This is a genomic window from Streptomyces sp. SAJ15, from assembly GCF_007595705.1.
Classification (GTDB): Bacteria; Actinomycetota; Actinomycetes; order Streptomycetales; family Streptomycetaceae; genus Streptomyces.
This window is the reverse complement of the sequence record NZ_NISY01000006.1, coordinates 449,471-470,263: the sequence shown is the minus strand read 5'-3', so window position 1 is coordinate 470,263 and position 20,793 is coordinate 449,471. Positions and strand designations below refer to the sequence as shown.

Here is a 20,793-nt window from a genome sequence, read left to right as displayed (position 1 = left end):
TCAGGCCGACGGTTCGCGCTGAATCCGGGCTCGGAACAGTGCCCGGGCATGCACCGTACTGGCCATCCGCTGCTCGGACCGCTCGTGGCGGTAGGCGCGCTCGGCTCGGCCGGCGACGAAGAGCTGTGTGGGTTCGCGAGGTGTCTGCCGGGCTTGCCGCTCGATCGCGGCCAGAATTGTCGGACCGCTCAGGTCCCGAGCACCGGCCGTCCGGCGGTTCACGCTCGTCTCTGGAACACCAGCTTGCGCACTCGGTTCCACGGCGCCGGGCTTCAGGAGGCGAATGGACCGGACGGTATGGGTACCCAGGCGCTCGTTGATTCGCTCAACAAGCCTCGGTCCCAAAAGACGAGCCTGCGTCACCCAGGCTGACGACGCAGGCCGCAGCACCACAGCCCCGCTCTCGGCATCGAAGCCAACCAAAGCCAGGCCGCGTGCCAGTTCCGGAAAGATGGTGTCCCACTGGGCCAGGACGTGGTCATCAAAGATGGGCACGCCCGCCTGCTCAAAGAGCTTGAGGAGCGCGGTGCGGAAGGTGACCGGCTCGTTCCTGTTCTGCCGGCGCCCCCGAAATCGACGAGACCTTCTGTCAGCGCTTTGCCCTTGTCTGGCGCGGTGTCGAGCACCCTCACGAGCAGCACGCAAGGCGACACGAGCAAGGTCCACGCGCGGCTGCACGCCGTGCCCCTGCGGCACATCATTCGGCTCCTCGAAGGATCGCTGCATGCCTGATCTCCTACGCGGCGCCGGATCGCCGGTCAAGCTGCCTGCTGGCAGAGCCTGCATCGTGCTCCCTTGGGCTTGGCCCCGCTCCTACGGTTGGGGACGTATGGACAGTGAAGTCACGACAGCCCCCACACGCCGGCCAGCTGCCCGCAGAGCTGCTGGCCGAATCCAGTAGCTGTGCCGGACGACCGGGCGCCCGCCCAGAGCGGCGCCGGGTGGGGCTGCGCTGCGGCAGTGGGCACTGGTAGGTAGCCCTACCTAGCCGGGTGAGCACCAGTACGGCTCCGCGATGCGCGAGCGGCTCGTAGCGTCCGTCGTGTGAGTGAAAGCCACAAGCCCCAGGGGCCCGACACGTCCGACTTCGAGATGATGGGCTGCGGATGCGCAGTGATGATCTTCCTCCTGCTCGTGATCCCGCTCCTCGGCATCATCGTCATTGCCCGGACGGACTACTGACCGGGCACTGCCCATAGCGGCGGGCCCGGCCCGGATCGAACGATCCTGGGACAGGCCGCGTTTCGCTTCCCGGTCAACTCGACGTACTGGCGAACATGCCGGGCTCGTACGAGCCCCCCGGGTTGTGCACGATCACGTTCATCCGGGTGGCCGCGTTGATCAGGGAGACCAGGCAGACCAGCGCACCGACCTGGTCGTCGTCGTAGTGCTTGCGCACCTCGGCCCAGGTCTCGTCGGACACGCCGTGGTCGCCGAGCCGGGTGCCTTCCTCGGCGAGCGCCAGCGCGGCCCGCTCGGCCTCGGTGAACACAGTGCTGTGCCGCCAAGCGGCGACCAGGTTGAGCCGGAGCGCGGTTTCACCGGCGGCTGCGGCCTCCTTGGTGTGGACGTCGACGCAGAAACCGCAGCCGTTGATCTGGCCGACCCGCAGCTCCACCAGTTCCCGCAGGGCCTTCGGCAGCGTCGACCCTTCCAGGGCCAACGAGGTGTTGTAGAACCGCTTGGCCACCTTCGCGGCGGTCGGGCTGTCGAACAGGTTGAAACGAGGTTCCATGACGTCGTCCTCACTTGTGGTGTTGCGTGCTGCTGCACTGGACGAACACAAGATGCCGACGGCCCGATCCTTGTGACGGCGCGGTGATGTGGCGTCCGTCACCGGTCGCGGGCGTCACAAAGCGGCGGGGGCCGGCGTCTGGTGTACGGCGCAGTCGAGAGCGAACGGACAGGAGCCGGCGATGAACGACCGAACTACGAGCGACTGGGCAAGGGACACATCCGAGCCGGTCGCTCGTGGCGACCGCATGGACAGCGTTACCCAGGCGTTCGTCGCCCACCGCAACCTGCTGTTCACCGTCGCCTACGAGATGCTCGGCTCGGCCGCCGACGCCGAGGACGTCCTCCAGGAGAGCTGGTTGCGGTGGGTGGGCGTCGATCTCGACACCGTGCGGGATCAGCGTGCGTACCTGGTCCGGCTCACCACCCGGCAGGCGCTGAGCCATCTGCGCACGCTCGGCCGGCGCAAGGAGTCCTACGTCGGCCCCTGGCTGCCCGAGCCGCTGCTGACCGCGCCCGACGTGGCCGAGGACGTCGAGTTGGCCGACAGCGTCTCGATGGCGATGCTGCTGGTACTGGAGACGCTCGCCCCGACCGAGCGGGCGGTGTTCGTGCTGCGCGAGGTGTTCGACCTCGGGTACGGCGAGATCGCCGAGGCCGTCGACAAGAGCCCGGCCGCGGTCCGCCAGATCGCCCACCGGGCACGGGCCCACGTCGCCGCGCGCCGACCGCGCGGGGTCGCCTCCGCTGCCGAGACTCGCCGCACCGTCGAGGCGTTCCAGCAGGCAGTCGAAACGGGCGACCTGCAACGCCTGCTCGACATCCTCGCGCCGGACGTCGTCTTGCTGACTGACGGAGGCGGAGTCGTGCAGGCCGCACTGGCGCCCGTCGTGGGGGCCGACCAGGTGGCCCACGTGCTGGGCAAGATCGCCGCCGCGATGTCGCTGCAGCCGACACAGGTCAACGGCGACCCGGCGCTGATCGTCCGGCTGGGCCGCGAGATCGACACCGTCATGGCGATGCGCATCGACGACGGCCTCGTCACTGGGCTCTACGCCGTGCGCAATCCCGAGAAGCTGTCGCATCTGGAGCGGGAGACCACCTTGCGCCGCTAAGCCCGAGGCCTTCTTGACAGCAGCAGGAGCTTAGCTCGCTCTGGCACCAGCGCTGGCAGAACAGCGTGCGTGTCCCTCGTGTCCCTCTGAAATACGGGGGCCGAGCGCTCAGGGCTTCAAGATCATCTCGGTGCCCCTTTGGCGCGTACCTCGGTCACACGTAAGGCGCAGGTCCACGCCCGCGGGTACGCGTACGGGGTTCAGCTCAGGCGGTAGTCGAGGAGGGCGAGGCCGGCGGCGGCTGCGCGGTGTTGGTAGGCGCGCTGGTCAGGGGTGTCCACCGTTCCGTGCCCCGGGCTGCAGCTGAGGGTGTGGGCATGCGGTCGGCGGCCGGTAGGGGGCCGAAGTCCAGTCTGGTGAGGGTGGCGATGTCGTGGACCGGTGCTTGGAAGGTGCGGAAGGCGCCCAGTGGGGGCGGGTTGCCTTCGGCTTTGGCCAGGGCCCGGGCCGCTTCTGCGGCGGTGAGGTCGGGGCTCTGGTCGAGGATGTAGGCGGTCGCGGCCAGCTGTCCGTCGTCGAGGAAGCCGACGACCTTCCAGAACCGCAGCGGGATCTTCACCCATCGGTGGACGGGGTCGCTATCGAGGAGGACCGGTCCGGTGTGGACGACCAGGCGGCGGTCAAATTCGGCCGCGTGTTCCAGCAGGTAGGCCTCCAGGCCCAGCCACAGCTCCTTGCCCTGGTTGAAGATGTCGGCCTGCGGGGCGGCATTGGTGTAGTGGAAGGTGTCGTCGTCCGCCTTCCGCCTCGCGCGGCTCTCCCCACACCGGGTCCAGTCGGCGCACCAGGTGTCCGCGGTCCAGGGAGTTGTGCGCGTACAGCTCGTTGCCCGCCTGATGCCCGTTCGGCAGGCGGGGGTCGAGGCGCCAGCGGCTGTCCCGGTCCGAACGCGCAGGCGGGCCCCGCCGATGGCCACGGTCGTCGCCGCGGCGAGCTGGCGGTCCGGGCGCAGCAGCACGGTGAAGTGCGTGTACGGCAGCGGCACGATCTCGATGCCGGCGTCGGTGGGGGTGGGCAGCGGCACCTGCGGGCCGAGGAAGCCGGGGTCGTAGCCGGCACGGTCGGCGAGTGAACTGGTAGCGGCAGAGGCGGCCGGTGTCACTGATGGTCCGGGCTCTGGAGAAGAGGTCACGGAAGCGGGGTATGCCCCCGTCACCACCACACCTGGATGACCCGCAGATGCCATACCCCTGCCCGTGAACGGTCCGGCCCGGGCAGAGAGGTAGCAGGCCGGGGACCACGTCAGAGCTCCGCGCTGGCCGGGAACCCGCTGGCGATGCGCGGCTCCACCGCATCCGCCTGCCGTGACGAACGCGCCTGGTTGCGGACGGACGGCGCCGCGTGGAGAGCGGCGTTTTAGCCGGTCCCGCTTGGAGTTACGGCGGCTGTTCTCGACCGGCAGCCCGGCGGCGGGTCACGAGTGGCTGAGGGGCACCAGCAATGCCGCGCACTCCGCAAGGACCTGGGCGGCGAGCGCCACCTGCCGCACCCGTGTGTTCGGCGCGGCCAGGACGATGACGCAGGCGACAACGCCAAGACCGACTCCCCAGTTGAACACCCAATCGGGCAGTCCCGGGCTGCACTCCTCCCCGTACGTCAGGCACCGCGACGCCCGCTCGGAGGACAGGGCCAGCAGACCAGCTCCCAGGAACGCCGGCATGAAGGAGACGGCGCACAGGACGGACCAGAAGCGGGAGCGGTCCTTTTCCGCCGACACCTGGGCCGGGGACGTCGGAGGGTGGGCTGTTGTGTGCATGCCTCGATCCAACGCCGCTCAGCCGGCCCGGGACACCCGTGCGGGTACTCAATCGCGGGGTGCGCACGGTACTCAGACGGCGGCACCCGGACGCCGGCGCCAAGGACCACCGACGGCTTCTACCCGGTTCCACCGTGCCGCCCGCCAGCCGACGTCGCGCAGCTGTGCCGGGGCCGGTTCGCCAGCGACGACGTCCGCGCCGAGGCGCTCTCGGTCGCCTCGGCAGCGGCCCACCTGTACGGCTGGAAGGCGTACGACAGCGGGGAACAGGGCCTCGCCCAGCGCTACTACCTCCAGTCCCTCGCCCTCGCGCGGGCGTCCGGCGTCGCCGGACAGGACGGCTTCGTGATGCGCACGATGTCCCGGCAGGGCATGAAGCTGCACCGGCCCGAGCACTGCCTGGCCCTCGCCGAGAGCGGCTGGGAGCGCGCCAGGGGCCGCGTCGGCCAGCAGGTCGAGGCCCTGTTCGCCGTCACCCACGCGCACGCGCTCGCCAAGACCGGCCAGACCCGGCGCGCCCTCGCCGACGTCCAACTCGCCGAGACCGCGCTGGCGGCCAGGGCCGAGGACGAGGTGCCGTTGTGGGCCCTGGTGTGGGGCCCACCGGCGGCCACCGTTCACTCCCGCACGGCGAAGGTCTTCGAGACCCTTGGCGACCGCCCGAACGCCGCCCACCAGTACGCGACCGCGGCGGCCAGCCGGCCCGGAGCGACGTACGCGCGGATCACCGCCCTCGACCTGGTAGCCCAGGCCGAGCAGCAGGCCAAGCAGGGCAGCATCGAGCAGGCGTGCACCACCTGGGGCTGCGCGATCGACACCATGGCCGGGGTGAAGTCCACCCGCACCCTCAAGGCCGTCCGCTCCCTGCGCTCCGGCCTGCGCCCGTACCGGCCCGCGGCGTACGGGTCGCGGCCGAGCTCGATGAGCGCGCCCGCGTCTTCCTCGACCACCACCACTGGCCCGGCCGGCGCGTAGGCGGCACGGGACCAGCCAGGCGGCCCGGGTGCGGGTCCGCCCCGGTTCGAGGGGGCGCTGAGGACGGCGCGGGAGGTCAAGGCGCACGCCCCGCACTGCCGGGTGATCTTCACCGTGTACGAGATGAAGAGGCTGGGCGCGGGACGCGGCGGAGCTGACCGCGCACGGCCTGGTGCTGGAGATGCTCGCCGGTCCGCTCCCCGGCATCCACGACCCCACCGGGCTTCGACGTAGCTTAGGAAGAACAGGGCAGAGTCTGGCTATGTACGCGACTCACGAACAGCGAATGTTCAGAGGTGCGGGAGGCACCCGCGTGGAAGCGAAGTCGGTGTCTACGAGAACAGGGGGCACCTTGGCTGCCCGGCTCTTCGCTGGGCAGGGCCGGGGCTTCCCCCGTAGCTGCTGGCCTTCGCGGTCATGCTCTCGTATAGCCCGACGGTAGCTCACTGTAAGCGGCCCTATGCCGTGGCCACGGCGTCGGCTGCTTTGCGGATCAGGTCGAGGACGGCCTCGGGCTGGGAGAGCATCGGGACGTGGGCGCTGTTGACCTCGACGGTGGTGGAGTCCATGCGCTGGGAGACAAAGCGTTGCAGGTCGGGGTGGACGGCCTGATCCTGGGTGGTGAGGAGGTACCAGGTGGGCTTGGACTTCCAGGCGGGGTTGTCGGTCGTGGAGGTGAGCATCTCTGCGCGTGGGGCGCCCTGGGTCGCCCAGACGAGCTGCTGGTCCTCTGGGGAAAGGTCTCCGCAGAAGTAGGAGATGCCGTCGCGGGCGATCCAGATCCGCCCGTTCTCCTCCTCCAGGTGGGAGAACAGCTCGGGCTGGGTGAAGTTGCCGATCTGCTCCTGGGCGCTTTCTCCGGCCTCCGGGCTGAGCGCGGCGAGGTAGACCAGCCCGGCGACCTTGCTGTGGTTGCCAGCGGCGCTGATGACGAATCCGCCCCAGGAGTGGCCGACGAGGATCGCTGGGGCGCTGACCCGTTCCAGGGCGCGGTGGACGGCATCGACTTCGCCCTCCAGCGAGTCCAGGGTGTTCTGCGCGGAGATCACCTCATGGCCGTCGCGCTGAAGAGTGGGGATCAGCTTGCTGAAACTGGAGCCGTCGGCCCACAGGCCATGGGCGAAGACGATGCTCGGCTTCCTCGATGCCACTAGTACGTTCCTCCACTCGGCACGGATCACGGATCGCTCCGCACACCTGACGGGACGAACACAGTCCACATCGGGAACCGCGCGCCTGCACCCAGGGTGACCCGACCGTGCGAGCACCCCCGCAGTCGCAGCCGCACCCCCAGGCGTTGGCTACAAAGAGTTACTCGCCTATCGGGCGCATCCGAAGCGGGGACCAGGGAGAGAGTGACGGCCGCGATGGTCCCGCAAGGAAGGCCCGCGTGCTGTTCCCGCCCGTGAGCATGTCGACAATCACCCTGAGGAGAGCGACGCCCAAAGCGCCGTCGAAGTGCTGCTCCTAGACGTGAGCAAAGCCACCGAGTCGCATGCCCGTCGCACGCGTGCCGTCGTGGGGCGTATGTCTGCGGATTAGGTGTAGGTGTAGGGGATGGGGGAGGTGGCCGTGGCGCCGCTGGCTGTCCTGACGACGACGGCCGCGGGGCCGGGCGTGCCCGGCGGCGTGATGGCCTGGATTTTGATGTCGGATGTGGCCTTGAAGGTGATGGCGGGGTTGCCTGCGAAGGTCACGCTGGTGACCTGGGCCAGCGAGGTGCCGTTGATGTTGACGGCACGAGAGCCGGTCCGTGAACCCGAGATCGGGCTGATGCTGGTGATGGCCGGGCCGCCGAGGTAGGTGTAGGAGGAGCTGTTGGAGACGCCTCCCCGGTTGGCCGTATGGATGGGGACGGTGCGCGCCAGGGCCGAGGGCGGGACGACGACGGTCATCTGGGTGTCCGACAGGATGGTGGGGACGACTGCGACGTTCTTGAACCACACCTGTTTGACGCCGATGAACCTGCGGCCGGTGATGGTGAGGAGGCTGCCTCCGCTCATCGGCCCGGAGGATACCGAGGTGCTGTCGATAACCGGCAGAAGCCGGTAGTAGAAGCGGCCGATGACCGCTGTTCCTCCTGCGGCGGTCACTCTGACCGTGACGCTTCCCGTGCCCGCTGGGGTGACGGCGGTGATGGTGGTGTCGTTGACGACCACGACGTCGGTCGCCTCATGGGTGCCGAAGTGTACGGAGCTGGTGTTGGTGAAGCCATGGCCGATGATGGTCACCGGCGTCCCGCCACCCAAGGAACCCTGGTTGGGGGAGATGGCGGCCGGCCTCCTCAGGACGCGAACGGCGCTGGTGGCGTTGTTGACGACGTACAGGTGACGGCCGTCCGGGGTAGGGGAGATCCCTTGTGCCCCGCTGAATCCGGGGATCGTGCGGGTGATGGTGTCGGTGCTCGGGTTGATCACCGTGACCGTGCCTGCGGCGGTCATCGTGGCATAGACGAGGCTCCCGTCCGGGGAGGCGGCCAGGAACGCCGGGCTGGTCGCGGTGTTGATGCGGGTGGCGGTGTTGGTGGTGGTGTCGATGACGCTGACGGTGGTGGTGCCGGAGTTGGCGACGTAGGCGCGGGTTCCGTCGGGGGTGACGGCTACTCCGTGTGGGCTGGTGCCCACGGTGATGGTGGCGATGACGGTGTTAGTGGTCGTGTTGATGAGGCTGACGGTCCCGGCGGTGGAGTTGGTGACGTAGGCGCGGGTCCCGCCCACGGTGATGGTGGCGATGACGGTGTTAGTGGTCGTGTTGATGACGCTGACGGTCCCGGCGGTGGAGTTGGTGACGTAGGCGCGGGTCCCGTCAGGGTGGATCGCCACGCCCCACGGTGCGGCGCCCACGGTGACGGTGCCCGTGACGGTGTTGGTGGCCGTGTCGATGACACTGACAGTGTCGCCACCGGAGTTGGTCACGTAGGCGCGGGTTCCGTCGGGGGTGAAGGCGATGGAGACGGGGCTGGGACCGACGGGAATGGGGCTGGGATCCGCCAGGCGCGCGGAACCGTTCGCCGCAGCGGCCGTAGCCGGCATCGGAAGCGGGCGGGCCGAGGCGGTTTCGGCTTTGGACATGGGACTCCTCTCGCCCCGGCGGTTTTGGATCGCGTGGTAGGCCCCGCCGTGTTCCTCCAATGATCCCCAGTCGGCGGCGGTGAGACGAGACGGCATGTGAAGCGTTTCAGCGTGATGGGCTGCTACGGACAGCGCATTACATCTCGTCGGACTTACGCCAGCGACGCATGAGCAGCGCCGTGCGGACGTGCGCCGGGCGAAGACACCGGTGCCACCGGGGCACCACGCGTTGCCTCTCTGACGGCGGCCCGGAGATCGCCCGCCTGCGGCGGATCCCGCGCTCAGCCCGATCTCGCACAACACGGGCATCACCTACCGCGAGGTCGGCCGCGCCGTTGATTCCGCCCGCATCCACCGCGGTGACCGCTTCTGGTGCACGCACGGTCACGCTGGACGCGCACTGACCCAGCGGTGGCTCCGCCGGGTCAGCACCTTACGGAATCAGCTCCAGCGCTGGCCTTTGAGGCCGCCGTCGTACTTCTCCGTGGTAACCGTTCCGTTGTCCCACCCAGAGAGGGTGCGCTTGGTGGCTTTGTCCACCAGCTTCCAGCCGAAGCCGTCCTTGGTCTCAATCCACTTCTGGTTGTCGCCGCCGTTGCACCGGTAAAGGTAGACCTTGCCGCTCGCCTTGCTGTCGAGGCATTTCTTCGTCACCTTGTTCTTGAGCACGTACGTGCCGTCGGGCTGCTTCGTCTCAATCCAGATGGAGACCCGAGGATTGCAGTCGCCCAGAAGGACCATGCCCGGAGCGGCGTCCAGGCACTTGCCAGTGAGCTTGTTCTTCCAGGTGACTTCGTTGCTGGCCGCCGAGCGAGCGCCGTACCTTCCACCGCGTCGTCACAGCTGAGACGCCTCTCGCCATACGTGTCGTACCGGTTCTTCCACTTGAACAGGCAGGCGCGGGAGACGCTGGCGCGGCGCCGTGGGCGATCGGACGGGTGCGGCAGCGCTCGACGAGCATTCGCCATCCCTCGATGCTCAACGGGACGTTCGCGCGTGTCCCTGGAGCGACTCGCTGCTCCGACCACCTGCGATCACACTGCGCAAGGGGAACGCGACGAGCAGCGCCAGCGCGACGAGAAGTCCGCTTGCCCAGAGCGGTCCGAGGTCCCCAGCTGCGGTGGTGAGGGTGGTCGCGGCGATGAGTGGTCCGACGGCGGCGCCGACGTTGAGTGCGGCGGTCGCGTAGGAGCCGGCCATCGTGGGGGCTCCTGCCGCCTCGTAGAGAACCCGTGTGATCAGCGTGCTGCCCAGCGCGAACGACAGTGCGCCTTGAACGAACACGAGGGTGAACAGGGCGACCGGCTTGTCGGCCAGCGCGGCTAGGGCCGGCCAGCCGATGAGCAGCAGCGGACCGCCGACTGCGATAACCGCGCCAGGGTGCTGGTCGGACATCCGGCCGGCGACCGTGACCCCGGCGAAGGAACCGACACCGAAGAGCACCAGAGCGACAGAGATCCACAGTTCGCCAAGCCCGGCGGTGTCGGTCACCACGGGGGCGAGGAAGGTGAAGCTTGCGAAGGTCGCCGCGTTCACCAGCGCGCCGAGCAGCATGACCAGGAGCAACCGCGGACGTTTCAGCTCTGCGACCTCTGAGCGCATGGCCGGTCCATCAGCTACTTCCATCGCAGGCCGCGCCGGAATTCCCTTCAGGATGCCGACGGCTGTGGGCAGACAGAGCGCGGCGACGGCCCAGAAAGTGGCCCGCCAGCCCAGAAGTGAGCCAACTACCGTTCCCCCTGGGACGCCGGCGATCGTGGCCACCGTGGTGCCCGACAGCAGCACCGCGAGCGCGCGTCCCTTCTTGTCGGAAGAGACCAGCGTGCCCGCAGTCGTCAGAGCTACGGCAAGGAACCCCGCGTTCGCGAGCGCTGCGAAGACCCGGGTCGCGAACAGGACAGAGAAGCTCGAAGTGGCAGCGCCCACGGCGTGGGCAGCCGAGAACACGAAGACGAATCCAAGCAGGCTGAACCGTCCGGGCCAGTTGCGGGCAAGCCCGGCCATGAGTGGGGCACCGACGATCATTCCGATCGCGAAGGCCGAGGTGAGCATGCCTGCTGTCCCGACTGTGACATCAAAGTCCGAGGCGATGTCTGGTAGGAGGCCGGCGAGCATGAATTCCGAGGTGCCCATGGCGAAGACCGCCATGGCAAGCAGGTACAGCGGAAGAGGCATCGAGTGACTCCGAGGCGAGAAGAAGCACGAGGAAGGGCATCTCGTCACCGCGGTCAGCGCCCAAGGGCGCGCTCGCCCGGCCGCACAACACGGCGTGGCGGAAAGGCTGTGAACTCAGTGGTTCAGGGGGCTGACGGCGTGACCGAAAGCCCCCACCGTGTCCGACTCGGGGCTCGACATGGCCCGCACGGTACCCTACTGATGCCGTCCGGGGCACCTCGGTTTCACAGGCGACGGAGGAACGCCACAACCACGCGCCGAACCAGCTGAGCGGGATCGTCGAGCCGGCCTCGGTGTCAGCGCGCCCCACATATGGTCAGATCCCGGCAGACCAAGACCCGTGATCTCCGTCACAGCAGGAAGTCGGAAAAGGAACAAGATGGCTCGTCGTAACGCGGCACAACGCCGAGGCTCAGCCTCCGTGTAAAGCGACACGACCTGCGTGGGACGCAGTGGTTGAAACGACTTCAGCGGTCAGGGCCACCATGCCGGACGCGTCCAGGATGGCCGCAGGCGGCCGGGGCCGGTGCCCAGCTCATCGTGCGCTTCCCCGAGCAGATGTAGGGCCGTGTCCGCGCGGCCGTACGCCGCAGCGGTGTCGCGGCCACGCGGGCCGCGGCGTCGAGGGGTTCCGGTCGGCCCGATCGGCGGGCCGCCGTCCCGGCCCGGACCGCGAAGTCGGCGCCAGCCGGGCGGCGGGACCTTGTGACAACCTCTCCCACACTGCGCAGTCTGGCGCGGTCCGGCATTCGGGACGTCAGCGGCTGCCGGGCCAGTCGGTCCCAACCACGGCTGACCCACCCAGCCCGCGGAACGACGCCAGCCCCGATGACGGGCACGGATTTGGGGCTGTCACCCACATGTGTCGCGAGAGCCAGCGCATCACCTCTCGAAGGAGCGCTGACATCTACTCTGCGCGGCAGTGACATTCACTCTGCGCACGACACCGGGCCGGGCGGCGGACTGCGGGCCGGTCAGGACCCGCCCGACCGCGAGCCGGAGATGTGTGCGACCTATGAGCAGCTGGCCGTAGTGGGGCCGGGGCAACCGGCCGGCAAGGCCTGCTGTGTCTGGCGGCCGGCCGCCGTCGCTTCGCCGGTCTGGCAGGCGATCGTCAAAGCCGGCCGGCATGCACCGGGGTCGCCGCGCGGGGCCGGCTCCCCCGCATGGACTGAAGAAGGGAGTATGCGCTGGTTCGCGGGCCGGGTGAGCGGCGCCTGTTGACTCGATGGCGCAGGTGGCCTTGCCCTGGACTGTCTTGGTCACCAGCGGCGCAGGCCCTTAGACAGCTGTTCGTGCCAGCTGCGGCGGTACCGGTCGATGTCTGACGGCTTAGGGCCGAGGGCGACGACTTGGTCGGTGATCTTGTAGGTGAGGCGGTACAGCAGGACGCCGGTGGCCGTCTCCAACCACTGGTCCGTGTGGCGGGCGGGCGGCGCTGCTCCAAGGACGGTGACGAACCAGGCTGGCAGCAGTGATCGGCTGCTGACGGCGTCGGTCAGGCGGCTGCGCAGGGCGAGGGTGAGGCGCTTCTCCGCCCGCTCGCCAGCTGCCATCGCCGGCTGTTGGTCTGCGCGAGTGGAAGCGTCGTCCGCAAGGGCCTTCGCGGATTCCTCGGCCGCGGGTGCCTGCCGCACGAGGTCCTGTCGCAGCCTCGTTTCGTCGGCGATCCGGGTGCGGAGGTGGCTCGCTGCCTCGGAGTGGTCACTGGTGCCGTAGCGGCTTTCAGTGAATGCGCCGACAGCCTGGACGACCGCGGTGCGCGCTGCCCGGTGCTTGGCCGCGGTGTCCTGGTGATGTCGGACACGCACCTGGTGGGTGCGGCGGTCGTGGTCGCTGAGGAGGAGGTTCCGGGCGTTCCAGCCCCGCTCCATGGTGCGTGCGAGGGCTTGCTGGTCCTTGGTGACGGTGTCCAGGTCTGCCGCAGGTACCCCTTGAGCGACCTTGATCTGCCCTTCGAGTAGCCGCACGTGCTGCATGAGTCGCTTGATGTCTTGTTCCGTGCTCCCGATGCGGTCGTCGAGTTCCTCTTCGAGTTTGTCGATCTTGTCATCGCATCCGGATATGTCCTCACGGATGTCGCGCAGTTCGTAGTCCAGGTCCTCGGTGTAGCCGAACTTACGGCTCAGGGTCTGGTGATCGGTTTCGAGGTCATCGAGACGGCTGTCCAGGTCGCGCATGTGTCGGTCGGTGTCGCGAAGCTGGCGGTCCACGTCCTCCATTACTTCTTCACCCCCTGGCCCGCGGGGCTGTCTTCCGAGAACGCCCCGATGCCGATCCAGCCGATGACGATAGCGATGATCCACCAGGGAGAGATCACGCCGAGCACCACGAGGACGACCAGGAGCCCCTCGACTTGAAGGGCGACCGCAATGGTGCGCTGTTGCTTGTGCTGCTTGGCGGTCACGGTGATCGACCAGCCCATCAGCGTGGCCGCCAGATGGGGAATGAGCAGCACGAGCCACCAAGCGGTATGCCCGAGGGCGAGAGCAGCAATGGCGAGCCCTACGGCTACGGCGGTCTGGACCCGCCACGCCCATCGCACGATGCTTGCGCTCTTCAGCCGCTGGGGTTCCGCGAGCCTGGCCGGCAGCTGCTGCTCGAACTCCAGCAGTTCCTCTGCGCGCTCGACCAGTTCGGTGTACTGGTTGTCGTTCTCCGGGTCGTCGGGGTCACGTTCCTTGACGCGAGCGTGGCGGGCGGCTAGCTCCTTGGTCATGCTCCGGTGCTGCTCGTGCAATTCGCGTTCCGTCGCGGGCACTGGTTCCCCCTCATTCTCCAGCTTGGTTGCTGCCCCGCTCATGAGGTGATCATGTGCGGTCGCATGACAGACCCCTGAATCTCGGGCGAAGCTGGCGCGATCTTTCTCCTGAAGGGCTCGTGACGTTTTCCGCCCAGCAGGGGTCCTTGGGTGCGCGCCGACCAGGTCGAGGCCGCGGGCCCTTCCGGCAAGGCTCACCGACCGGTACAACCCTGAGCCGCCGCCGGATCGTCCCCCGTCGGCGCGGCGAGGCGGCACATCCAACGGCCCTGTGCGCCGCACACGAGTTGCTGCGTGCGGCAAGCGGCACAGGCTCGGGACCACAGGGAGGGGGCGATGCCGTAGTCGGAGAGTCCCACGAAGGAGTCAGGTCGGCAGGCGCCAGCTCGGTCCCTTCGGGTCGCCGAGCCACACGGTCTGGTGCCACTCGGTGACGGTCATCCCGAACGCCGTCTGATCAGGCGCGCCCTCCTGCTCCCACAGCGCAAGGGCGTCCTCGACCTGGTCCCACAACTGCAGTGGGCCGTCCTGGTGGACGGTCCAGCCGTCACCATTGGGCTCCGTCCATGCCTGCGAACCGGTCGCCACGTCGAGGAGGGCGATGCCTTCTCCAGTTCGCACCAGCTCGGCCGAGGGGGCTGCTAGCTGCGCGACGAACTGGGCCGTCCAGTCGTCCAGCAGTTCCGGGCTGACGCGCGCGTTGCGGGTGGTTCCGGGATGCGGGTAGAAGGTGGGCCGGGGCGGGCGCTCGTGGGGGCGGGCAAGCATGTACGAGACCTTGTCACCGGTGAAGCGTCCGCGGGCGACCCCTTCCTCGTCGAGGACGAGGCGGATCAGGCCGGAGGCGAGCATCCAGCCGCTGATCGTGGTGACGATGCTGCCGCCATCGCGGAGCTGCCACAGCCACGACGGCGGAATGGTGCGCACCGCGCAGGTCGCAATAACGCTGTTGTAGTCGGCGCCGTCCTGGTACCCGCGCAGACCGTCACCGGTGATGAGGTGGGGAGAGCAGCCGGAGGCTTGGAGCCGCCGTGCGGCGGTCGCGGCCAGGCCCTCGTCGTACTCCACGGAGTACACGGCCTCGTCGCCGAGCCGGTGACACAGGATGGCTGTGGAGTAGCCGGTTCCCGTGCCGATCTCCAGGACCTTGTCGCCCTCGCGGATGTCGGCGAGTTCGAGCATCCGCAGGACGAGGGACGGCAAGGTGCTGGAGGAGGTGGGGCGTCCGGACACAGGGCCGGGTGCGCTGCTGGCGCTGATGCCCTCGACCTGGGTCACCCATGTGGTGTCCGAATAGACCCGTCGGAGCCACTCGTCGTCGCCGACTTGGTCGCGGTGGACGGGTTCCCACTGGGTGCCGTTCGGTCGATAGACGGTGTCCCCCAGGAAGACTTCGCGGGGGACGGCCTCGACGGCTGATCGCCAAGCTGGGTCGGTGAGCTGGCCGCCTTGGGCAAGCTCGTCGGCGAGGCCCTGGCGGAGAGAGGTGCTGATGGTCATCGGCGGTCCCGGTCGGGGTGCTGGAGCTGGTCGGCGATGGCTGTGGTGATCTGGCTGGTGATCGGGGTAGGGAACCATGCGAACTGGCCGTTGGGGTTGCACTCGTAGAAGTGCCACCTGCCGGAGGCGTCGAGCCCGAAGTCGAAGGCGCCGTACGTCAGGCCGAACGCCGCGAGGTAGTCGCGTACGCCCTTCGCCACGTCGGGTGGTGTGTTGATCAAGGCGTAGGAGAGGTCGTCGTAGTGCCGGCGCCAGTCCAGGCCGGGAGAGCCGTCGATCCGCACCGCGAACAGGCGGTCGCCGACGGCGGTGAGCCGGATGTCTCCCACTTTGTCCACCCGTTGCTGGAACAGGTGCATTGTCTTGTTGACCCCGGCGTCCAGGTCCTGCGCCGCGACTTCCTCGACCCAGACCGTCAATCCGCGCCCTTGCGGGTCGGTGTAGTCGCTGTTGTAGAGCGGCTTGTAGACGACCGGCCCGTGCTGGGCCACGAATCGCCGGGCCTCGTCCACGTCGTTGGTCAGGAGCGTCGGCGGAACGCGCAGCCCGCACCGCGCAGCCGCAGCGAGCTGGGCGGGCTTGTACTCGGCGGCTCGGTTGCGCCACGGATGGTTCACATAGTGCGCGCCCGGCAGCGATGCCAGGATGCCGCCGAGCCCGTAGCGGGCCTGGTCTACGCACCACAGGGCGTCACGGTCGTCAAGGCCGGTGGGCGCGGCGTAGGGGCGTGGCCGCCGCCAGTACACCGAGCGCACGCTGTCCAACGCAGCAACCCGCGTCCCTGTGCGGATCTCGCCGGCAAGGCCGAAGTCGCCGACCCGTGCCCTCACGGTCACTGCGGCAGGAAAGTCAGCGGGGTCGAGCCGGACCACCGGCACTCCCCGCTCCCCCAGTTCCTCAATGACGACGTCGGCCGTCACGTCGTCCAGCTGAGTGACGACAAGCACGGCTGACGGGCCGGTCAATCGTTGTCCCCCTGCTGGCCACTGCCCTCATCCGTGTTGCCGTCCAGGGACGTCTTGGGCTTCGTCTCCTTGTTGGTCTCGCTGCGCTTGTGCCGGTCCAGGCTCGGCACGCCTTGCCCATCCGGCCCAACCCACCGGCCGGTCTGCTTCTCCGGGTCCAGCACGACCGTGGCCGCAGGCACTGCAGCCGACGCGGGGAACGGCCTCATCCGGGTCAGCCCCCACGGCCTCGGAGCCAGAGTCGTCACCGGCAACCTCCCAATCATCGAAGACAGGTGATCAGTGTGATGGTCCACCGCCGTCAGAGGTAGACCGTCTAAGGCCAAAGACCGCGGGTGTCTGCCTTGTGCGGGTTGCCGTTGGACCGGTATGGCTATCCACTCCCTGGACCGTGCTGGTGCCCTGCTGCACCGGGCAGACCACACACCCGTCGCTGAGCTTGTCCTACCTTCCAAGCATGGGTCTGAGGCGGTCATTTGTAAGATCGTCGGACCCAGGGGTTCTGGGTATGGCTGACAAGCAACATGCAGGGTCAGCACACTGAACGCATGCGATACGAGGAGAAAGCGAAGCTCACCGTCGTGAGAGCCCTGGTCCCGGTGGCCATCCTCATCTCCTCACCAGTGCTGCTGATAGCTGAAGCGCCGATCCGCCGCCGATACCTCCGCTACGTCTACCGGGACGAGGCCCCACAGATCCTGGACAAGAAGCGGGGCCGGGTCAGCGTCCACTACTCCGTGATCACCAGTCGCCTTCTCGAATGGTCCTGCGGGCTCTCGGTATCGAGCAGGAGGACGGCGCGGGCGGGCGCCGTCGCACGAGTAGCGCGGCGGGCGGGGCGACCTCGGGGCCGGTGATGGGAACCCGCGAACTTGGCTCTGTCCGCGGTTCTGTGAGGCTCATGGCTGGGTGAGGACGCAGGTGCGGAGGACTTTTCGAAGGACGCCCGGCCCGTCGGCACATCGCGTGTGGCCAGCCGCTTTTATCTGCGCGTCTGCGTGGTGTCGATGGTGGCGAGGGGCACGCCGATGGCTACCGTCTCGTCTTCGGCGACCAGGAGGAGCTTGAGGGTTCCGGTAGCCGGCGAGGGAAGCTCGGTGTCTACCTTGTCGGTGGAAAGCTCCACCAGGGGCTCGCCCTGCTTGACGCGTTCACCGACCCGCTTGAGCCACCGCGTGACCGTGCACTCGGTGACCCTCTTGCCGAGTGGGGGAACAACTACCACGTAGTCGCCCGCCGCCGCAGGGGGCAACGTCGAAGTTGGCGTGGCGACCATGGCCAGTGCCTGGGGGATTGTAAGGCGTCTATCTGGGTTCTTCTCCAGCAGTTGCGTGATGAGGGCGGTGAGCCGACCTGCTTGCTGCGGTGGAGGCGCCTCGTCCAAGACGACTGCTGCTGGATCGTCGAGTCGGAATGGCGTGTGCCACTCCACTGCCTGATACAGCGTCACACCAAGGGAGAACAGGTCGCTCGCGCCTCCTCCGTCGGCACCGCGTACGCGCTCTGGGGCGGCGTACCCGGGTGAGCCGACGAACATCCCGGTCCCTGTCAGCCGGGTGTCCGCAGAGTGCACTGCGATACCGAAGTCGGCGAGGAGCACCTCGCCACTTCGAGCGAGCATGACGTTGGCCGGCTTGACGTCCCGGTGCACGATGCCGATCGCGTGCGCCGCCTCCAAGGCCCTCAGCAGAGCCACGGCGACTTCGGCGGCACGGTCCACCGACAATGGCTCATGCCTGGTCAAATGATCCTGTAGTGAGCATCCGTCGACCAATTGCATGACCATCCAGGGGACGTCGCCTTCCATGACGATGTCATGGACGGCGACGACGTGGGGGTGGTCACGAAGTCGCGCGGCATTGCGGGCCTCACGGACAGCGCGGGCCAGCAGGGCGTCCTGCTCAGTGTCGGAAGATGATGCGGGCAGCCGGATCTCCTTGACCGCCACGTCGACGCGCAGAGACTCATCGCGCGCCATCCACACATGCCCGAAGCCACCGGACCCGAGTCTGACCACCAGGCGGTATCGGCCGGCAACTACCTTTCCCGGCTGTGCTTCCCGCAACACCGTTCCCCCACTCAGTAGGCGACACTCGACGCAGCTTCGCCGAGCAAAGACAACGTACGTGCCCAACGCGGTTCCCGGGGGTGTCTCTGTACCCCGCCTCAGAGCCGACGTCTGCCCCAGTGCCGCTCCCGCCACTGACCTGGGGTTCACGGAACCGCGCCCAGAGCCCGTCTACCTCTGGCGAACCGACCTCGACCGCAGCAAGGGCCGACTGCGCCTGCGCCGGGCGGGACGCATGGACCACGTCATCTACCTCGACGCTTTCACCCTGCGCCTGGCCACAGCGTGGGAACTCCAGCGCGGCCCGGCCGGGCTGGGCAAGCCGCCGGGGCGGCTTGCCCAGGCTCCCCTTCGGGTTTGCCCACCAGCCGTGGCAAGGCCGCGCGCCGGCCCGCCACGTTCACCGCGGCTGCGGCAGCCCTGCCAAGGGCAGGCGGTCCTCACCGTCGCCGACAACCCGCCACACCGGCCGCTCGGGCCCGTGCGCGATCAACAGGGGCAAGGTCGTCGTCGCCACCGTGATCCGCCAGTTCGGCCGGGCACGGTCGTGGAAGGCGGGCCTCCCTCGTTGCCGGGGCCGCGCGGCGCTGGGCGGGGGCGAAAACAGCAGCAGCGGGAAGGGCCGCTCCAGCGACGGCCCGGCATAGGTCTGCTGCCAGTGTGAGCGCGGAGGGCGGGCGGCGTTGCCGCGCCCGGACGCAGGTGCGTTGCGGTAGGCGTCGTAGCGCTCCAGCTTGGCGAGCAGGCGAGCGTAGGACAGGGTGCGGTCGATCTCCACGAACGCGTGGGAGCCGTCGGCCAGGAGCACCACGCCGTCGGGAACCAGGGAGCCGGCTGGCGTGGGGTGGGCGACTTCCACCTGCCAGTCGGTGTGGTCGGCCGCCCCGGCGTGGTGGAAGGCGATGACGGTGTCGACCAGGGCGAGGGCGTGCTCACGCAAGCCCGTCTTCGCCGCCGCGCGCTGCCCGGTGGTCCGGCCGGCCTTCGGCGCGTGTTCACCGGAGGCGGCGGCTTCGGCCAGGCCCGCCGGGGTGCAGTACCAGTAACTCTGCTGGGCACGGTGGGTCCGGCCGACCAGTCGCGCAGCGCGCGGCGGACGTGGTCCCTGTCCTGGTGATGCGGCAGCACAAGCGCCTTGAGCTGGTGGGGCTTGGCCAGGCGGAGCTGAGCAAGGGTGAGCAGGACATCGCCGCGGACGTCCGCCCTGGCCTTCGCCGGCGTGCTGCTTGCGCGGGGCCGGGACGCTTCTCCAGACATATCAACGCGCTCGGCGTAGCCGGTGCGCACCATCGCCGGACGGTGGAGCACGCCGCGCGCACCGCCACACCGCACCGCACATTCGCGGTGCGCGCCGCCGGCCCCGCCACGCCGCACCGGACGCGCACCACAAACTGGCGGGCCGGGCTCCTATATCACGCACCCCCTTGTCCGCGACCTGATCGGCAGCCGGGACCAGGGCTGACAAGGGGAAACGTGCCAGGTAGCGAACCTGGTCCAGGAACGACGCGCACCCATCGAAACCTGGTCAAGCGGTCGGTCGGCGGCGCACGCACGGTGCGGTGCATGCCTGATGCTGCTGCCCGGTCGGCGGATCGGCCAGCCTTCCGAGGCGAGCGCGCGGCGGGACTCCGGGCCTGTTCGCCGAGGGCCTCGTTGAGGCAGGCTTCCAGTCGCTCGCCCTGGGCAGCGAGGCGAGCACTGCGGGCGTCGGGCGCCAGCAGGTCGGCCTGCAGGGAGGCCAGGCCGACAGCGGGCTCGCGGTCATCAGGGGCAGCGGGGGATCGGCGGCCCGAGCGTGGATCTGGCCGAGTAGATCTCCGTAGCGGTAGCGGTAGCGGAAGGTGCGGTCGACGCCGGCGCGGCGGGCGATCGCGACGCTGACATCCCAACTACCTTCGGCCGCCTCGGCGAGGGTCCGCGGCCCCGGATCCGGTCCGGGACCTCGATCATCTGCATCCTGGCGGTCAGGTCGCCGCAAGTCCCTCGGCGACGAACCTTTGCACGAACTCTCGTGCACGCCGGTCGAGATCGGCGTACTGTGCCTCTCGCTCAGCGCCCGAGACCGCTTCGCCGACAAGGAGGTTTCCTTCGGCGTCGACGCGCTGCGGGCGCTCCTCCGCGTCGGTGAGCAGGCCGACGGTGGAATGGGAGAAGCCGCAGTAGTAGGCGATGCCTTCGCTCAGATTGGTTTCGAGGACGGTTTGCATCCCTTCCACGATGGGATCGTCGGCGGTAGCGCCAGCGAGGCCCAGCCACAGCATGCGCTTGCCGGCGAGGCGGGGCTTGCTGCGGCCGTAGGCAAACCCGTAGTTCCATACGCGGTCGATCCAGCCCTTGAGGATGGCGGGCACGCTCTGCCAGTACACCGGGAAGACGGCGACGACGACATCGGCATCGAGGATGCGCTGCATATGGGCGTGCGCTTCGTCCGAATACGTCTTTTCCCTGTTGCCCCAGTCCGGCTGGTCCGACATGTTCATCCGTGGGTCGAACCCCTCGGCGTGCAGGTCGAGCAGGTCGATGCGGTATCCGGCGGCTTCGAGTCGGGCGGCAGCACGGCGGGCCGTGTGCGTGGTGAGGGAGTCTGTGCGGTGGTGTGCGACGACCACGAGGGCTGTCTTGGCATGGCTGTCGTGCTGGGTCACGGTGTCTCCCGGCTGGTCTCGGTTGATT

19 protein-coding genes and 2 pseudogenes are annotated in these 20,793 nt (G+C 68.7%); 4 read left to right on the top strand and 17 right to left on the bottom strand.

Annotation, left to right across the window (positions count from 1 at the left end; genetic code table 11):
* Complete coding sequence (locus tag CD790_RS19090) at positions 1 to 726, bottom strand: DciA family protein (RefSeq protein WP_186319116.1); 726 nt, start codon at positions 724 to 726, stop codon at positions 1 to 3.
* Between the two features lie 318 nt (positions 727 to 1,044).
* Between CD790_RS19090 and CD790_RS34710 the strand changes: the two genes are divergently transcribed.
* Positions 1,045 to 1,182, top strand: a complete 138-nt coding sequence (locus CD790_RS34710) for a hypothetical protein (RefSeq protein ID WP_186319115.1) — start codon at positions 1,045 to 1,047, stop codon at positions 1,180 to 1,182.
* 73 nt (positions 1,183 to 1,255) lie between these two features.
* Here the strand turns inward: CD790_RS34710 and CD790_RS19085 are convergent, their stop codons facing one another.
* On the bottom strand, positions 1,256 to 1,735 hold the full coding sequence (locus CD790_RS19085; protein ID WP_144384463.1) for a carboxymuconolactone decarboxylase family protein: 480 nt from the start codon (positions 1,733 to 1,735) through the stop codon (positions 1,256 to 1,258).
* Positions 1,736 to 1,982: 247 nt separating this feature from the next.
* Between CD790_RS19085 and CD790_RS19080 the strand changes: the two genes are divergently transcribed.
* A complete protein-coding gene (locus tag CD790_RS19080) occupies positions 1,983 to 2,849 on the top strand; it encodes an RNA polymerase sigma-70 factor (RefSeq protein ID WP_260867695.1) in 867 nt (288 codons plus the stop codon).
* A gap of 205 nt (positions 2,850 to 3,054) precedes the next feature.
* Here the strand turns inward: CD790_RS19080 and CD790_RS35960 are convergent, their stop codons facing one another.
* The 3 genes and pseudogenes from CD790_RS35960 to CD790_RS19070 all read right to left on the bottom strand — a co-directional run bounded on the left by CD790_RS35960 (position 3,055) and on the right by CD790_RS19070 (position 4,605).
* On the bottom strand, positions 3,055 to 3,765 hold the full coding sequence (locus tag CD790_RS35960; RefSeq protein WP_313956521.1) for a DNA/RNA non-specific endonuclease: 711 nt from the start codon (positions 3,763 to 3,765) through the stop codon (positions 3,055 to 3,057).
* Positions 3,671 to 4,144 (bottom strand): annotated as a pseudogene (locus CD790_RS35955) (hypothetical protein); the annotation flags it as partial. The gene CD790_RS35960 and the pseudogene CD790_RS35955, both read right to left, overlap by 95 nt.
* A gap of 119 nt (positions 4,145 to 4,263) precedes the next feature.
* Positions 4,264 to 4,605, bottom strand: coding sequence for a hypothetical protein (locus CD790_RS19070; RefSeq protein ID WP_144384461.1), 342 nt, complete (start codon positions 4,603 to 4,605; stop codon positions 4,264 to 4,266).
* Here CD790_RS19070 and CD790_RS19065 point away from each other — a divergent pair.
* Entirely contained in the window at positions 4,600 to 5,580 is a 981-nt protein-coding gene (locus CD790_RS19065) for a hypothetical protein (protein WP_186319114.1), read from the top strand. The genes CD790_RS19070 and CD790_RS19065 overlap by 6 nt on opposite strands.
* 458 nt (positions 5,581 to 6,038) lie before the next feature.
* Here the strand turns inward: CD790_RS19065 and CD790_RS19055 are convergent, their stop codons facing one another.
* The 9 genes and pseudogenes from CD790_RS19055 to CD790_RS19005 form a co-directional block, all read right to left on the bottom strand.
* A complete protein-coding gene (locus CD790_RS19055) occupies positions 6,039 to 6,731 on the bottom strand; it encodes an alpha/beta fold hydrolase (RefSeq protein WP_144384460.1) in 693 nt (230 codons plus the stop codon).
* 387 nt (positions 6,732 to 7,118) lie between these two features.
* On the bottom strand, positions 7,119 to 8,651 hold the full coding sequence (locus CD790_RS19050) for an IPT/TIG domain-containing protein (protein ID WP_186319113.1): 1,533 nt from the start codon (positions 8,649 to 8,651) through the stop codon (positions 7,119 to 7,121).
* A gap of 441 nt (positions 8,652 to 9,092) precedes the next feature.
* Positions 9,093 to 9,422, bottom strand: a pseudogene (locus CD790_RS19040) (RICIN domain-containing protein); the annotation flags it as partial.
* 207 nt (positions 9,423 to 9,629) lie between these two features.
* On the bottom strand, positions 9,630 to 10,826 hold the full coding sequence (locus CD790_RS19030; RefSeq protein ID WP_144384457.1) for a Cmx/CmrA family chloramphenicol efflux MFS transporter: 1,197 nt from the start codon (positions 10,824 to 10,826) through the stop codon (positions 9,630 to 9,632).
* Positions 10,827 to 12,088: 1,262 nt separating this feature from the next.
* Entirely contained in the window at positions 12,089 to 13,048 is a 960-nt protein-coding gene (locus CD790_RS35945) for a hypothetical protein (RefSeq protein ID WP_260867694.1), read from the bottom strand.
* On the bottom strand, positions 13,048 to 13,629 hold the full coding sequence (locus CD790_RS19020) for a hypothetical protein (RefSeq protein ID WP_144384456.1): 582 nt from the start codon (positions 13,627 to 13,629) through the stop codon (positions 13,048 to 13,050). Before CD790_RS19020 ends, CD790_RS35945 begins: the two co-directional genes overlap by 1 nt.
* A 324-nt stretch (positions 13,630 to 13,953) precedes the next feature.
* Entirely contained in the window at positions 13,954 to 15,087 is a 1,134-nt protein-coding gene (gene tgmC, locus CD790_RS19015) for an ATP-grasp peptide maturase system methyltransferase (RefSeq protein ID WP_144384455.1), read from the bottom strand.
* Positions 15,084 to 16,052: an ATP-grasp ribosomal peptide maturase gene (gene tgmB / locus CD790_RS19010; RefSeq protein WP_144384454.1), complete on the bottom strand. Its 969-nt coding sequence runs from the start codon at positions 16,050 to 16,052 to the stop codon at positions 15,084 to 15,086. Before tgmB ends, tgmC begins: the two co-directional genes overlap by 4 nt.
* The gene (locus CD790_RS19005) at positions 16,049 to 16,261 is read right to left on the bottom strand and encodes a putative ATP-grasp-modified RiPP (RefSeq protein WP_260867712.1); all 213 of its coding nucleotides are present in this window, start codon (positions 16,259 to 16,261) and stop codon (positions 16,049 to 16,051) included. The genes tgmB and CD790_RS19005 overlap by 4 nt, the downstream gene beginning before the upstream one ends.
* A gap of 339 nt (positions 16,262 to 16,600) precedes the next feature.
* Here CD790_RS19005 and CD790_RS19000 point away from each other — a divergent pair, with 339 nt between their 5' ends.
* Complete coding sequence (locus tag CD790_RS19000; protein WP_260867693.1) at positions 16,601 to 16,909, top strand: hypothetical protein; 309 nt, start codon at positions 16,601 to 16,603, stop codon at positions 16,907 to 16,909.
* A gap of 125 nt (positions 16,910 to 17,034) precedes the next feature.
* Here the strand turns inward: CD790_RS19000 and CD790_RS18995 are convergent, their stop codons facing one another.
* The 3 genes from CD790_RS18995 to CD790_RS18980 form a co-directional block, all read right to left on the bottom strand.
* Positions 17,035 to 18,069, bottom strand: a complete 1,035-nt coding sequence (locus tag CD790_RS18995; protein WP_260867711.1) for a protein kinase domain-containing protein — start codon at positions 18,067 to 18,069, stop codon at positions 17,035 to 17,037.
* A gap of 451 nt (positions 18,070 to 18,520) precedes the next feature.
* Positions 18,521 to 19,141 (bottom strand): replication-relaxation family protein, encoded by a 621-nt coding sequence (locus tag CD790_RS18990; protein ID WP_260867710.1) that lies wholly within the window; start codon positions 19,139 to 19,141, stop codon positions 18,521 to 18,523.
* A gap of 943 nt (positions 19,142 to 20,084) precedes the next feature.
* On the bottom strand, positions 20,085 to 20,765 hold the full coding sequence (locus CD790_RS18980) for an NAD(P)H oxidoreductase (protein ID WP_186319111.1): 681 nt from the start codon (positions 20,763 to 20,765) through the stop codon (positions 20,085 to 20,087).
* Between the last annotated feature and the right edge of the window lie 28 nt (positions 20,766 to 20,793).